This window comes from Enterovirga rhinocerotis (assembly GCF_004363955.1).
Taxonomy (GTDB): Bacteria; Pseudomonadota; Alphaproteobacteria; order Rhizobiales; family Beijerinckiaceae; genus Enterovirga; species Enterovirga rhinocerotis.
This window is the reverse complement of sequence record NZ_SNZR01000013.1, coordinates 905,548-920,058: the sequence shown is the minus strand read 5'-3', so window position 1 is coordinate 920,058 and position 14,511 is coordinate 905,548. Positions and strand designations below refer to the sequence as shown.

Annotated in this window: 13 protein-coding genes; 4 read left to right on the top strand and 9 right to left on the bottom strand. The window is 69.5% G+C overall.

Annotation, left to right across the window (positions count from 1 at the left end):
• Positions 1 to 21: 21 nt before the first annotated feature.
• Together EV668_RS16100 and EV668_RS16095 are read right to left on the bottom strand one after the other, a co-directional pair.
• On the bottom strand, positions 22 to 1,137 hold the full coding sequence (locus EV668_RS16100) for a serine hydrolase domain-containing protein (RefSeq protein ID WP_133771767.1): 1,116 nt from the start codon (positions 1,135 to 1,137) through the stop codon (positions 22 to 24).
• Between the two features lie 22 nt (positions 1,138 to 1,159).
• A complete protein-coding gene (locus EV668_RS16095) occupies positions 1,160 to 2,236 on the bottom strand; it encodes an NAD-dependent epimerase/dehydratase family protein (protein ID WP_133771765.1) in 1,077 nt (358 codons plus the stop codon).
• Positions 2,237 to 2,322: 86 nt separating this feature from the next.
• Here EV668_RS16095 and EV668_RS16090 point away from each other — a divergent pair, with 86 nt between their 5' ends.
• On the top strand, positions 2,323 to 3,561 hold the full coding sequence (locus EV668_RS16090) for an NAD(P)/FAD-dependent oxidoreductase (protein ID WP_133771763.1): 1,239 nt from the start codon (positions 2,323 to 2,325) through the stop codon (positions 3,559 to 3,561).
• Positions 3,562 to 3,609: 48 nt separating this feature from the next.
• Here EV668_RS16090 and EV668_RS24865 read toward each other — a convergent pair whose 3' ends face one another.
• Complete coding sequence (locus tag EV668_RS24865) at positions 3,610 to 3,759, bottom strand: hypothetical protein (protein ID WP_166652501.1); 150 nt, start codon at positions 3,757 to 3,759, stop codon at positions 3,610 to 3,612.
• A gap of 179 nt (positions 3,760 to 3,938) precedes the next feature.
• On the opposite strand from EV668_RS24865, the gene EV668_RS16085 reads away from it, so the two are divergent.
• On the top strand, positions 3,939 to 5,531 hold the full coding sequence (locus EV668_RS16085) for an alginate lyase family protein (RefSeq protein WP_133771761.1): 1,593 nt from the start codon (positions 3,939 to 3,941) through the stop codon (positions 5,529 to 5,531).
• Positions 5,532 to 5,573: 42 nt separating this feature from the next.
• Here EV668_RS16085 and EV668_RS16080 read toward each other — a convergent pair whose 3' ends face one another.
• Both EV668_RS16080 and EV668_RS16075 read right to left on the bottom strand, forming a co-directional pair.
• Entirely contained in the window at positions 5,574 to 6,908 is a 1,335-nt protein-coding gene (locus EV668_RS16080) for a KpsE/RkpR family capsule polysaccharide export protein (protein ID WP_133771759.1), read from the bottom strand.
• A gap of 274 nt (positions 6,909 to 7,182) precedes the next feature.
• Entirely contained in the window at positions 7,183 to 7,734 is a 552-nt protein-coding gene (locus EV668_RS16075; protein ID WP_133771757.1) for a L,D-transpeptidase, read from the bottom strand.
• A 307-nt stretch (positions 7,735 to 8,041) separates the two neighbouring features.
• Between EV668_RS16075 and EV668_RS16070 the strand changes: the two genes are divergently transcribed.
• Positions 8,042 to 8,446, top strand: coding sequence for a DoxX family protein (locus tag EV668_RS16070; protein WP_133771754.1), 405 nt, complete (start codon positions 8,042 to 8,044; stop codon positions 8,444 to 8,446).
• A 6-nt stretch (positions 8,447 to 8,452) separates the two neighbouring features.
• Here the strand turns inward: EV668_RS16070 and EV668_RS16065 are convergent, their stop codons facing one another.
• From EV668_RS16065 to EV668_RS16055, 3 genes are all read right to left on the bottom strand, one after another.
• Positions 8,453 to 9,313, bottom strand: a complete 861-nt coding sequence (locus EV668_RS16065) for a sulfurtransferase (RefSeq protein WP_133771753.1) — start codon at positions 9,311 to 9,313, stop codon at positions 8,453 to 8,455.
• Positions 9,310 to 10,494, bottom strand: a complete 1,185-nt coding sequence (locus EV668_RS16060) for a pyridoxal-phosphate-dependent aminotransferase family protein (protein ID WP_133771751.1) — start codon at positions 10,492 to 10,494, stop codon at positions 9,310 to 9,312. The genes EV668_RS16065 and EV668_RS16060 overlap by 4 nt, the downstream gene beginning before the upstream one ends.
• 207 nt (positions 10,495 to 10,701) lie before the next feature.
• On the bottom strand, positions 10,702 to 12,087 hold the full coding sequence (locus tag EV668_RS16055; RefSeq protein ID WP_133771749.1) for an aminotransferase-like domain-containing protein: 1,386 nt from the start codon (positions 12,085 to 12,087) through the stop codon (positions 10,702 to 10,704).
• 130 nt (positions 12,088 to 12,217) lie between these two features.
• Here EV668_RS16055 and EV668_RS16050 point away from each other — a divergent pair, with 130 nt between their 5' ends.
• Positions 12,218 to 12,652 (top strand): DUF983 domain-containing protein, encoded by a 435-nt coding sequence (locus tag EV668_RS16050; RefSeq protein ID WP_208111550.1) that lies wholly within the window; start codon positions 12,218 to 12,220, stop codon positions 12,650 to 12,652.
• A 13-nt stretch (positions 12,653 to 12,665) separates the two neighbouring features.
• On the opposite strand, the gene EV668_RS16045 is transcribed toward EV668_RS16050, so the two are convergent.
• Positions 12,666 to 14,498, bottom strand: coding sequence for a gamma-glutamyltransferase family protein (locus EV668_RS16045; RefSeq protein ID WP_133771745.1), 1,833 nt, complete (start codon positions 14,496 to 14,498; stop codon positions 12,666 to 12,668).
• Positions 14,499 to 14,511 lie beyond the last annotated feature (13 nt).

Below are 14,511 nucleotides of genomic sequence, written 5' to 3'. Positions count from 1 at the left end.
TGCAGGCGAGCCTCGCCAGGCTCAGCGGGCCAGGGCGCCCCGCACGGCGGAGACGACATCGTCCAGCCGCGCGGGATCGACCCAGCGCAGGACGAGGACGATGTCGTCCGCCGGCTCGACCAGCGAGACGTTGCCGCCCGTTCCGAGCGCGAAGAAGGCCTGCTCCGAGGCGGCGGGCGTCCGGATCCGGCCCGTGTTCAGCCACCAGAGGAAGCCGTAATTCGGGTTCAGCGCGCAGGGCTCGAGCGAGGCTGCCATCCAGCCCTCGGGCAGGAGGCGCAGATCGCCCCAGATCCCGTCGCGCGCGGCGAGGAGGGCGATCCGCGCCTGGTCCTCGGCATGGATGAACACGCCGCCGCCCCAATGACCGCCGCCCGGCACCGAACGCATCATGCGCCCGTCCACCTCGACCTCGGAATTGCGGTAGCCCTCCCAGCGCCAATCCTGCGAGGCGCCGATCGGCGCCATGATGCGCTCGGCGAAGACCTCCGGGAGCGGCCGCTTGAACAGGCGCAGCAGCGACAGGCCGAGCCGGTTCACGCGGACGTCGTTGTATTCCCAGAACGAGCCCGGCGCCCCGAGTTCACGCGTCGTGTCGCGCGGCGGGCGGCCCGTATTGTCGATGCCGAGGACACGGTTGCGGTCGATCGTGTCGGGCTTGCCGAAGAGCGTCCCCTCCCATTCGGAGGTCTGCTGAAGCAGGTGGCGCCAGGTGATGCCGGCATTGCGCCCCTCGAAGCCGCCGTCATCGACCGTCTCTCGGATCGGATCGTCGACGGAGCCGAACAGCCCGTCCGCCTTCGCGATGCCGGCGAGGAGCGCGAGATAGCTCTTGGCGACGCTAAAGGTCATGTCGACGCGCCGCGTATCGCCGAAGGAGGCGACGCGCCGGCCGCCGCGGAGCAGGATCGCGTTCGCGCCTCCCCGCGGGGAGACCGGGCCGATCAGTTCGTTCTGCGGCGGAGGCTCGAAGAAGCCGGCCTCGAGCTTCGCCTGGAGATCGAGCGGCCAGGGCGTCTCGAGCGATTGCATGAGCCGCATCGCCTCGGCCAGACGGCCCGCATCGAAACCCGCCTCCTCGGGCGAGGCGGACGGCCAGGGCTCGCCGGCGCGCGGCGGAACGGTGTCGGTGCTCATCATTCAGTCTCCGATGGGCCGGTCAGGCGCCGTGATAGGATCGATACCAGGCGACGAAAGCCCGGATCCCCTCGTCGATCGAGGTGCTGGGCCGGAAGCCCGTGTCGCGCTCCAGGGGGCCGATATCCGCCCAGGTCGCCTCGGCATCGCCCGGCTGGATCGGCAACCGGTCGACGATCGCCTTGCGCCCGACTTCGCGCTCGATCGTCGCGACGAGATGCTCGAGCGTCACCGGCGCATCGCTGCCGATATTGTAGACGCGGTAGGGCGCGTCGCTGCTCGCCGGATCGGGCGCCTCGGGATCCCATGCGGGATCCGGGCCCGGCACGCGCTCGGCGATACGCAGCAGACCCTCGACGATGTCGTCGACATAGGTGAAGTCGCGCCGCATGCGGCCGTGATTGTACAGATCGATCGGCCGCCCCTCGGCGATGGCGCGCGTGAAGGAATAGACGGCCATGTCGGGCCGCCCCCAGGGCCCGTAGACGGTGAAGAAGCGCAGACCCGTCGTCGGCAGGCCGAACAGGCTGGAATAGGCATGCGCCATCAGCTCGTTCGATTTCTTGGTCGCGCCATAGAGGCTGAGCGGATGGTCGACATGGTCCGCCGTCCCGAAGGGCATCTTGCCGTTCGCGCCGTAGACCGAGCTCGACGAGGCATAGACGAGATGCCGCGCGTGGTGATGCCGGCAGCCTTCGAGCACGTTCAGGAAAGCGGTGAGGTTGGCGCGCGCATAGGCGCCGGGATCGACGAGGGAGTGACGCACGCCGGGCTGGGCGGCGAGATGGATCACGAGGCCCGGTCTGACGGCCTCGAAGAGGGCGGCAGCGGCGGCGGGATCGGCGAGGTCGAGCCGTTCGAGGCGGAAGCTGCTGCGGGCATCCCCTCTGAGAGCGAGTTCCGTCGCCCGCGCCTCCTTCAGCGCGACGTCGTAATACGGATCGAAATTGTCGACCCCGACGACCGTCCGCCCGGCCTCCAGCAGCCGGCGGCAGACATGGTAGCCGATGAAGCCGGCCGCGCCGGTCACGAGGACCGGGCGCTCGTCGTCCTGGTGCACATCCCCCTGCTGCACGTCGCGGCCCGCCTGCGAGATCATACCCCCGCTTCCCGCGCCGGGGATCGAGCGTCAAGGCCTCGACTTTGGACTGTGAGTCGCGCCCGCGCCTCGCTAGAAGTCATGTCATGCATATCGCGGTCATCGGCAACGGCATCATCGGCACATGTATCGGCGCGTATCTCCAGCGCGACGGGCACAGCGTCACCTTCGTCGATCCGCTGGAGGCGGGCGAAGCGACGTCCTTCGGCAATGCGGGCTCGATCTCGGGCTCGGTGTCCCTCCCGGTCGGCCTGCCCGGCATGTGGAAGAAGGTGCCGGGCTGGCTCACCGACCCGCTCGGCCCCCTGACCATCCGCCCCGCCTATGCGCTGCGGGTTCTGCCCTGGCTCCTGCGCTTCCTGCGCCATTCGACCCGGAATGAGGTCGTGCGGCTCTCCGCCGCCCTCTCGGGCCTCCTGCGCCCCGTCTTCGATTGCTACGAGCCGCTGCTGCAGCGGGCCGGCGCCTCGGGCTTCCTCCACCGCAACGGCTGCCTCTACGTCTATTCGAGCCGGGAGGCCGCCGACAGAGCGAGATACGGCTTCGACATCCGCCGCTCGCTGGGCGCCGAGTTCCGCGAGATCGGCGAGGAGGAACTGGCCGCGCTCGAGCCGGACCTCAGGGGCCGCTTCCGCTTCGCGGTGCTCGCACCCGAGAGCGGCGCGACGGACGATCCGTCGGGCCTGACGAAGGCCATCTTCGCGCAATGCGTCGCCGACGGCGCGGCGGTGAGGCGCAGCCGCGCCAAGGGTGTGCGCAAGGAGGCAGACCGCCTCACCGGCCTCGTTCTCGAAGACGGCACCACGCTCGATTGCGACGGCGTCGTCGTCGCGAGCGGAGCCTGGTCGGGTCCCATCGCCGAGGCGCTCGATCTTCGGGTGCCGCTGGAGACGCAGCGCGGCTATCACGTCACGGTCCGCTCCAACAACCTGTCCGTGACGCATCCGATCACCGCGCCCGAGCGCAGCATCTTCGCCTCGCCCATGCGGATGGGCCTCCGCCTCGCGGGCACGGTCGAGTTCGCCGGGCTCGACGCGCCGCCCAACTGGGCCCGTGCCGACGCGCTCCTGACGATCGGCCGCGAGATGTTCCCCCATCTCGACACGAGCGAGACGACGCGCTGGATGGGCCATCGTCCCTGCCTCCCCGACAGCTTGCCCGTCATCGGCCGCTCCCCGCGCCTCACCAATGCCTGGGTCGCCTTCGGCCACGGCCATCTCGGCATGTGCCTCGCCTCGACGACGGGCCGCGAGGTCGCGAACCTCGTCTCGGGCCGTGCGCCCGAGGTCGATCTGGCGCCGTTCAGCCCGACGCGCTTCGGCTGAGGCACCGGCAGCTTCCGCCGCGCGGACGCGCCCTGGTCGTCCCGCTCCTCACGACAGCGCCGTCGAGCGACGATCGTCGGCCTTGCGGGAGATGCCGAAATCGGCGCGGCCGAGGACATTGGCGAGGTTGTTCGAGGCATGCCCGCCGGCGAGGACGACCAGGACCAGGATCGTCGTGACGGTCTTTCGTGCGAACATGGGATCGCCTCCGGCGGGTCCCTCTTCGTGGCCGCGGCCCGCACAAAGGTTCACGGGATTGCGCGCCGGATGCGGACACCGCCTCGCCGCGACGCGGAGCAACACCGGCCGGTGCGCGGCACTGGCTTGACTTGACGCACCGTTGGCATCGATATCCCGGCCGCATCCTGGGAGCTCGAATGTCGACATCGGTGATTGTCGAAAGTGATCTGCACGGGCTCGCCGGAACCCGCACCACGGCCGTCAAAGAACAGGACGAGAAAGGCTGGGTTGCCAGGGCCGGTGTTGAGCCGTTCTTCCCCAGCGAACCTTTCGATTGGACCGCCAATCCTTACGCGGATCCGAACTGGTACGCGATCTTCCATAGCTGGCGGATGATGGACGCGTATATCCGCACCTATTGGCGGACGAAGGATAGCAGCTATCTGAGGCGGATCGTGCCGTGGATCGCCTCATGGGGCGCCTATTACGACTCGCAGCGCGACGATCCCTCCGAGATGCAGACCCTCGGCGGAACCTCCGGCTCGCGCGGGACGCGGCTCGCCATCGTGCTCGACGCTCACCTGAACGGCGACCTCGCCCTCAGCAGCGAGGAGCGCGCGGCCCTGTTCGCGCGGGCCCGCGCCGATGCCGCCTGGCTGATGACGCCCGGCAACATGCACACCATGAACCATGGCTACTACCAGATCATGGGCCTGGAGCAGCTCTGCCGCGTCCTGAAGGATGAACCGTGGGCGGCCTCCGGCAGAGACTTCGCCGCGGCGCGCATCGCCGAACTCGTCCCGATGCAGTTCACGGCGGAGGGCGTCCATGTCGAGAACAGCCCCTGCTATCACGACTATGCTTTGCGGCATCTGGAGCGAAGCTCGCTCAGCCGGATCTTTCCTCCCGAGACCCTGACCGTCGTCCAGCGGGCCAACGCCGTTCTGCCGTGGCTCGTCTTTCCGGACGGGAACTATGCCGATGTCGGCGACAGCGCGGGATCAGGCCCCCCGCTCCGGGATGTCGGTGCGAATGTCAGGCGCTTCGAGGGCGTGGATTACGCGGTGGCGCCGTTCTGGCGCTCGGGCTACGGCATCGTGCGCTCCCTGCCGGAGGTCGGGCCGGACGAGGCCTCGATGCTCTTCGTCGTCGGCACGGCCCACGCGCATACGCATAGCCATGCCGACAAGCTGAGCTTCGAACTCTACGAGTTCGGCCAGCGGCTCATCGTCGACAGCGGCAAGTACGGCTACGTCAAGCCGATGAACGACATGCGCCGCTACGTCGAAAGCGCCGCCGCTCACAACACGGTCGGACTGGCGACCACGGAGATCCGGCGGCTCGACATCCCTCTCGGACGGACATTCCTGTTCGAACCGCGCGTCGAGCGCGACGGCCTCCTCCTCGCCGGGGAGACGACGATCCGGAACGCACGGTATGTCTTCAAGCATCGTCGGGAGCTGATCTACCGGCCGCGCGAATCCCTGCGGATCCACGACTTCGTCTCGTCGGATCGCGTTCAGGCCTTCTCGAGCTGCCTCCACTTCGACAGGAGCCTCGAGGACATCGAGATGATCGGCCCCCGCCTCGTGATCGCGCTGAAAGGCGGGCGCTCGATGGTCGTGACCATGCTCGAGCGCGACGCGGAGCTCCGTCTCCATCGCGGCGGCCTGTCCCCCGTGCGGGGCTGGCAATCCGTCGGCTATCTCCAGATGGAGCCGACGACCATGGTCGAAGCGATCTGCTCGGGCCGTACGAGGACGATCCGCTGGTCCGTCAGCTTCGTCTGAGGCCGACCGACGCCGGCGAGGCGCAGGGCGGAGCCGATCCGCTCAGGCGTTCTGCCGGAACGATCTCCAGGCGAGCAGCCCGACGAACCAGACGGCCAGCACGCTGACGAAGATCAGCGCGATCGTCTGGAGCTTCTTCGGATAGGTGGCACTTTCCGGCAGACCGGGCCGCACATAGGGCGTGAGGTACAGCGACTGGCTTCCGGCCGCAGCGCGAGCCTGATCGAGGGCGGTCATGGCGCTCGTCAGCATGTTCTGCGCATATTGCCGTTCGAGATCGAGCTGCTCGTAGCGCCCGACCACGTTGGTCAGCGTGGAGTTGCCGCTCCGCTCCTTGGCGACCTCGCTCTCGAGACGCTTCAACTGCTCGCGCGTCGCCCGGATGCGGGACTGCAGAGCCACGGCCGCGGGCGAGGTGGCGCTGACGTTCTGCTTCTCGAGCGCGCCGTACTCGGTCTGGAGCTGGATCAAGATCGCCCGCACGGTCGCGATGTCGGCGATGTTTCCGGATACGACGCTGGTCGTCGGATCGATGACCCCTTCGGCGATGCGGAACTCCGTGACCGCGGCGCGCGCCTTCATCAGCCGTTCCTCGCCGCGCCGCACCTCGGCCTCGGCGAACTTCACCGAGTCGGTCTTCGAGCGCATCGCGATGCCGTTGACCAGCTCCTCCGACAGCGTCACCAGCGCGGACGCGACGAGCCGTGCATCCTCCGGCGTGAAGGCACGGATCTCGACCGTGGCGAGACCCGTGATCGGGTCAAACCGCGACGTGACCATCTTCTGCCAGTACCGGACGAAATGCTCGATCGGATTCGACTGACCGAAGCGCGAGAACCAGTCTATCGACCCTTTCGAATAGAGGGAGGTGACGTTGATCCGCTTCTCCAGCTCATCGATCGCCTGACGGCTCGTGATGTAGTCGGTGACGATATAGTTCTGGGTACTCGTCATGGTCGGGACGCCCATCCCGCCCAGGAGCGAGGCGACACCGTTGCCGGAGCCGCCCATGGCCGGCGAGGAGTGCGAGGACGTCTCGGTCACGGCGAAGCGGAATTCCGAAACATACTGCTCGGACGCCATCGCGACGTAGTAGAAGCTGAACAACGCCGTCGGCAGCATGACGAAAATGAGAAAGGACAGCCAGTTGTTTCCCCCATCGGCGCGACGTTGCGGAAGCGACAACATCTGCGCGTAGGTCGGGCGGTTGTCCTCGTCGTCGTCAGGATCGTAGGGCGCGGGCGCTCGAGCGGTCCTGGCGTGATCGACCTCGGCATTGCGTCGCAGAAGGGACGACGCCTGCGTCGGACCGAGCGCATTCTCCGGCGGAGAGGGCGAGACGGAATAGCGATCGGACCGACTGCCCGGAGGGCTCACGTCCGACATTCCGGGGCCGGGGGCTCCGTGCAAGTGGCTGACCTCGAATTGACTTCGGGCGGCAAGTACCCGCTCATTTTGGCGAATATGCGCCAACCGATTTCGAGGCGGAGAGCTACACCCTGCCGGGCGCGGGAACAAGAAGGCCGCCTCGGCGACGGCCAGCCGAGCAGGATATCATAACGAGATCAGCGCCTTGCCGGGCGACATAGCCCGGTCGGCGGGACGCGGCAGCGACGGCATGCCGCGGATGCATGGCGGACCGCCGTCTCATCTATCTCACGACGACGACCCGTGTCCCGACGCGCACGCGCTCGTAGAGATCCACGATATCCGCGTTGTACATGCGGATGCAGCCATAGGACGCGAAGGTCCCGACCGAGGACGGCCGGTTCGTGCCGTGGATGGCATATTCGCCGCCCGAGAGGGTCAGCGCCCTCGGCCCCATCGGATTGGCCGGCGATCCCCCCGGGATGACGTCGGGCAGACGCGGATTGTCCCGGCGCACTTCGTCGGGCGGCGACCAGGCCGGATGGACGTGCTTGCCGTCGATCTGCGACCAGCCGAACCATTGCTTGCCTGGCCGGCCGACCGCAACGCGGTACCGCAAGGCGGAACCGTAGCCGTCGACGAGATAGAGCGCGCGTTCCGAGGTCCGCACCACGATCGTCCCCGCCGGAACGCCGCCGGCGTCGAAGCTGACGCGTTCGCGGGCATGGGCCTTCGCCGCCAGCAGGCAGCCGAGACAGGCCGCGACGACGAGCGCCAACCGGCGGATCTGCGAGGCTCCGAGACGGGGAGGCCCGCCATTCTGTGTGATGTTCATCCCAGGGTCCTTCTTGTCGACCTTGGGCGGACAGTGCGGGGCAACGCTGACGAGAGCGTTGGCAAAGATGGCTGACGCCGGGTGAATCGCGGTCGCCGCCCCCGGTCGGGAGGCGCGATCGGCCTGGAGGGTTAAGGCTTAACCCCAAGCCGGAGACGGCCGGAAGCGGTGGGGCAGCGTGCGGATGGTGCGGCAGTCCGGACACGCCGCCGAAAAAGACGTTGGCCCCTCGGGCCGCGAGGGAATAAGCCGTCCCGAAACCGCGTCGCATCATCCGGCCGTCAGGGCCACGACAGGACAGGACTTCATGAATCTCAGCGCGCTCGGAGGCCGTCTAGCTCCCCACCTCCTCAGCCTCATGCGCCTCATGGCCGGCCTGCTCTTCATGCAGCACGGAACGCAGAAGCTGCTGGCCTTCCCCACCGCGCCGGCCAACGGCATGCCGGCGATCGGAACGCTGTTCTGGTTCGGCGGCATCATCGAGCTCGTCGGCGGCCTCCTGATCGCCGTCGGCCTCCTCACCCGGCCGGCCGCGTTCCTCGCCTCGGGCATGTGCGCCTTCGCCTATTTCCTGTTCCACGCGCAGCGGAACTTCTTCCCGATCCTCAACGGGGGCGAACTCGCGGCGCTCTACGCCTTCGTCTTCCTCTATATCGCGGCCGCCGGCGCCGGCCCGTGGAGCGTCGACGCGGCTCGCAGCCGCCTGCGCTGAGGAAGCTCAATCCGTCGCGGCGCGCCCGGTCTCGACCGGGCGCGAGGGATCGTTCGTCCATTCGGAGAGCGAGCCGTCATAGAGGCGGATCGCGGGCCGGCCGAGCACCTCGGACAGGACGAACCAGTTCGTCGCCGCCTGCTGGCCGGTATTGCAATAGGCGATGACCTCGCCGTCCGGGACCGGGAAGGCCGCCTCGAGCTCGGCGGGCGGGCGCAGCCGGTTCGCGGCCCGGTCGTAGGCGCGAGCGCCTTCCTGCTGGAGGGAGCCGGGAATACGGCCCGCCCGCGCCGCCACCGGGGACTTCTCTTCGCCGGCGAAGGACGCATCGTTGCGTGTATCCACCAGGGTCGCGCTCCCCTCCGCCAGGGCCCGCTCGACCTGCGGCAGGACGGCTCTGAACGCGTCCCTGCGCGCCACCGGATAGGGTGGCGCGGAATGCGGGGCCCGGAGGTCCGTCTCGAGCGGATGTCCCGATCGCGTCCAGGCGGCGGTCCCGCCGTCCAGCATCGAGAGGCGGTCGTGGCCGGCGACCTTCAGCGTCCAGTAGACGCGTGCCGCCGCCGCGAAATCGCCGGGCGACACGCCCGCCGGGGCGACGACGACATGGCTCCGCGGCGCGATGCCGAGCCCTCCCAGCAGCGCGGCAAGATCCGCGTCGTCCGGCAGCATTCCCGCGCCGCCGCCCGGATCCTTCACCCGCCATCCGCCCGCGACGTAATCGGTGTGGATGGCGCCCGGGACGTGGCCGGCCTCGTACGCCGCCCTGCCCCCGCCATCGACCACCGAACGGATATCGAGGATCACGAGGTCGGGATCGCCGAGCTGTGCGGCCAGCGCGTCGGGCGCGATCAAGGGTCCGGTCATCCGGCAACGTTCCTTCTCTCAGCCGCGAGACGTTCGATCGCGGCGCCCACCCCACCCCGTCCATGCGGGATGCCGAGTTCGATGAAGGCGATTTCGAGCGCGCCGAGGCAGCCCAGGATCATCGCCTCGTTGAGATCGCCGAGATGGCCGATGCGGAAGGCCGTTCCGGAGAGGCGGCCGAGCCCGCCGGCAACCGAGACACCGAGCCGCTCGCGAGCGTGAAGGCGGATGCGGTCGGCGAGACCTTCGGGCGTGCGGATGGCGGTGACGGTGACGGCGCGCGCCGCCTCGTCCGGCACGTGGAACGACAGCGTCCCGGCCTCGCTCCAGACCTCCACCGCCGCGTGAACCGCGCCCGCGAGGCGCCGGTGCCGTGCCTGGATCGCGGGCAGGCCTTCCTCCGCGAGCAGGTCGAGCGCCTCGGCGAGCCCGAAGAGCAGATGCTCCGGCATGGTGCCGTTGAACTTGAGGTAGGATTCCTCGCCGAGCCGCGGGGCCCAATCCCAGTAGCGCTGGTGGCGAGGCAACGCCGCCGAGACCTCGACCGCCCGCTGATTGGCCGCAAGAAGGGCGAGGCCCGGCGGGCACATCAGGGCCTTCTGCGACGCGGCGATGGCGACGTCGACGCCCCATCCGTCCATCTCGAAGGGGACAGCGCCGAGCGAGGCGATCGTGTCGGCGACGAGGAGGGCCGGGTGGCCGGCCGCGTCGATCGCGGCCCGGATCGCCGGGATGTCGTTCAGGGTGGAGGTGGCGGTGTCGATCTGGACCGCGAGCACCGCCTTGATGCGGCCGCCACGATCCTCCCGCAACCGCCGTTCGATGGCGGCCGGGTCGACGGGTTTGCGCCAATCGCCGTCGATCACCTCGACATCGAGGCCGAGCGCGCGGGCATGATCCGCCCAGCTGTTCGAGAAATGGCCCGCCTCCGGCACGAGGACGGCATCGCCCGGCCGGCACAGATTCGAGAGCGCCGCCTCCCAGCCGCCATGGCCGTTCGCAGCATAGATGAAGACGTGCCCCCGGGTGCGGAAGACATCCTTCAGCCCCTCGAAACAGCGCCCGACGACGGCCTTCAGCCGCGAATCGACGAGGTCCAGCGGCTGGCGATGCATGGCGGCCAGCACGCGGTCGGGCACGTGCGAAGGGCCGGGAGAATGGAGGAATTCGCGACCGGCCATGCCGTCTCCCCGGGCGGCGGCGGACCGCGCCTCACCCACGACCTAAAGCATGCTGCGGAAAAGTGGAAACCGGTTCTCCGGCAACAGCATGCATCCACAATAACTTAGAGCACGTTGGCGTTTCGGTGAGACAGCGGCGTGGTCTCGCCGGTTCCGGGCCGGCTCGCCAAGCCTCTGCCGCGCGAGCCTCCGTCCGGCATCGGGACCTCACACGATGGCCGACATGGCCGAGGGCGGCCGCGCCAGCAGGGCGGCGATCAGCCTGAGCCCATCCGCCAGCTTGCCGCGATCCGGAGCGGCGCCCAGCGATACGCGGACGGCGCCGCGCCCCGGCATGGTCGAGAAGGCGGCGTCGGGCACGATCGCGAGCCCGGCAAGGCCCGCCCGCGCCGCGAGATCGCCTCCGGACCAGCCCGGCGGCAGCCGGAGCCAGAGATGGTAGGCCTCCGGATGAGAGGCGACATCGTAGCCGGCGAGAATGTCGCCCGCGAGGGCCTGCCGCAGGATCGTCTCGTGCCTGATGGCCTGGAGGATCTGCCCGAGCGTGCCGTCCAGCAGCCAATCCGCGGCGATCTGAGCGAGGACCGGCGACGCCATCATCGTCGCCGCGCGCAGCGTTCCGGACACGTCGAGCGCGCCCGTGAGGCTCGGCGCAGCGACCCAGGCGACGCGCAGCGACGGCGTCAGACATTTCGAGACCGTGGCGACGTGCCAGGTGAGGTCGGGCGCGAGCGCGGCGAAGGCGGGCGGAGGCTCCACCGCCAGCGCGCCGTAGGCGTCGTCCTCGATGATGGCGACGCCGTGAGCGCGGGCGATCCGGACGATGGCCTCGCGGCGAGCCAGCGGCAGCGTGGCGGTCGTCGGGTTGTCGAGAGTCGGCACGCAATACAGCGCCGCCGGAGCGACACGCCGACAGGCCGCCTCGAATGCGTCCGGGACCAGCCCGTCCCGGTCCATCTCGATCGGCGCGAGCGCGCAGGCCTGCTGCGCCGCGGCCGCGAGGAGACCGGGATAGGTGGCCGCCGGCACGCAGAGCGTCCTGCCCGGCGGCACCGCGACCTTGAGGATCGCCGCGAGCGCGGCCTGGGCTCCAGGCGCCACGACCACCCGCATCGGATCGGTCGGGATGCCGAACCGCTCCGACGTCCAATGCGCGCCCGCGTTCCGGACGGCGGCGGTCCCGGCGCTGTCCTGATAGGTCAGGTGAAGCCGCGCCTCGCGCGAGCGCATCAGCCGCGCAACGCCCTCGCTCAGCCGCTCGGGCAGCCGGGCCTCGGGCGGACAGGGCGGCACGTTCATGCTCATGTCGATGAGAGGCGCCTCGCGGGCTCCGACGAGATGCGAGCGGCTGGGAGCCCGGACGAAGCTTCCGCGCCCCGGTCCCGCCTTGATGAGCCCTGCCCGGCGGACCTCGTTGAAGGCGCGCGTGACGGTGGTGAGATCGATCCCGAGGGCCTGCGCCAGCGCCCTCTGGGCCGGCAGCCTCTGGCCGGGACGAAGCCGGCCGGCCTCGATATCCGCCGTCAGGGACCGCGCGATCGCCGCATATTTCGGCCCGTCGCCGGGAGCGAGCTCCGGAAGCCATCCAGCCATTCGCGATCCATACAATATCGACGATGTATGGATACAATAGCATGGCGACCCCGTCCGCACGAGCCTATATGTCCGGGCGGAGCAGGATGACATCGGACATCCCGCGAGCGTCAGGAGATTGGAGGCGAAATTGTCGGACACCTCGGCGTCCCAGAATGTCTGGTCGACCGGCCTGCGCTGCCGCTGCCCCCGTTGCGGCGAGGGGCGCCTTTTCGACGGCTTCCTGCGCCTCGCCCCGCGCTGCGAAGCCTGCGGCCTCGACTATTCCTTCGCCGATCCGGCCGACGGCCCCGCCTTCTTCGTGATGATGACCATGGCGATCCCGGTCACAGGGTTCGGCATCTGGTTCGAACTCGTCCACGAACCGCCGTTCTGGGCACATCTTCTCGTGACGGTGCCGCTGCTCCTGCTCGCCTGCGTGCCGATCCTGCGCCCCATCAAGGGCCTGATGGTCGCGAGCCAGTACATCAACAAGGCGGAAGAGGCGCGGTTCGTCCTGCGTCGTCCCGAGACGCCTCCAGCCCCGCCCCCGGAACGTCAGGCCCGCGACGCAAACGCCGCGTAGCCGGCTCGCCGCTCTACCGCCCCGCCGCGTAGCCCTGCATGCCGCGGGGATTGGCGGCGGCGCGGAGGCGATGGCCGTCGCGCGAGGCGGCCGTGAGACGGCCCTCAGACCACTCGTCGCCGATCTCGACGACATGCCCCCGCCGGCGCAGTTCGGCGATCGTCGCCTCGGGCACGCGCCGCTCGACCACGAGCACGCCGGGCCGCGAGGTCCGAGGCCAGAACGACGAGGGGAAATGCTCCGAATGCCAGGCCGGCGCGTCGATCGCCTCCTGGAGGTTCATGCCGGCATGGACGTGGCGCAGGAAGAATTGCGGGATCCACTGGTCCTGCTGGTCGCCGCCGGGCGTACCCCAGGCGAGGTAGGGATTGCCGTCCCGCAGGGCCATGGTCGGCGAGAGCGTCGTGCGGGGCCTGCGGCCGGGCCCGAGCGCCTGCGGATGCGCGGGATCGAGCCAGAACATCTGCCCGCGCGTCCCGAGCGGGAAGCCGAGGGCGGGGATCACCGGAGAGGAATGCAGCCAGCCGCCGGACGGGGTCGCCGTGATCATGTTGCCGTGCCGGTCGACGATGTCGAAATGGACGGTGTCGCCGGAGACCGCCCCCATCTTCTCGCGCTGAGCCCGGGGAGCGGTCGGGATGCGCCCGACCGTGGGCTCGCCCGCGCCGCTCGCCCCGACCGCCGTGCGCTCGCCGCCGACGCGCGCGCCGATCGACTTGCCGTAGCCCTCGATCGTGCCGGGGCGATAGTCGAGCGAGGCCGTCTCGCCGATGAGCGTGCGGCGGGCATCGGTATAAGCGTCCGAGAGCAGCGTCTCGGCCGGAACGCGCACGAAATCCGGATCGCCGTAGAAGGTGTCGCGGTCCGCGAAGGCGAGCTTGGCCGCCTCGACCTGGAGGTGGATGAAATCGGGCCCCGCCGGATCGAGCCCGCCGAGATCGAAGCCCGAGAGCAGAGCGAGCTGCTGCAGCGTCGCCGGCCCCTGCGACCAGAACCCGGCCTTCAGCACCGTGTAGCGGCCATAGGAGAGGGCCACGGGCTCCTCGATCGTCGCCTGCCAGGAGGCGATGTCCTGGCCGGTGAGGAGGCCGCCATGCCGGCGGCCGGACGTGTCCATCACCTCCTGCGTCCGGCAGAATGCGTCGATCGCCTCCGCGACGAAGCCCTGCGACCAGGCCTTGCGCGCGCGCTCGACCTCGGCCTCGCGGGAGCCACCGCCCGCCTCCGCTTCGCGCACGATCCGGGCATAGGTCTCGGCCATGGCGGGGTTCGTGAAGAGCGCGCCCGGCCTCGGCACCTCGCCGCCCGGGAGATAGACCGCAGCCGAGGTCGGCCAATGCTCGCGGAACAGGGTTTCGACGGTGCCGATGGTGGCCGGAATGCGCTCGACGAGCGGGAAGCCGCGTGCGGCATAGCCGATCGCCGCCTCCAGCACGTCGCGCACGCGCATGGTGCCGTGATCGCGCAGGATCAGCATCCAGGCATCGAAGCTGCCCGGCACCACGGCCGGCAGGAGCCCCGTCCCCGGCATCATGTCGAGGCCGAGGCCCGTCATGTGCTCGATCGTCGCCGCAGCCGGGGCCGGACCCTGGCCGCAGACGACATCAGGCCGTCCGCGCCGCACGTCGTGCAGGATGACCGGCACGTCACCGAGCGGGCCGTTCAGATGCGGCTCGACGACCTGCAGCACGAAAGCCGTCGCGACACCCGCATCGAAGGCGTTTCCGCCTCGCTCGAGGATGCCCATCCCGACCGCCGTCGCGATCCAATGCGTCGAGGCGACGACCCCGAAGGTGCCGTCGATCTCCGGCCGCGTCGTGAAGGCGTTGGGGTTGATAAAGCTCATGGGCACCGTCCTG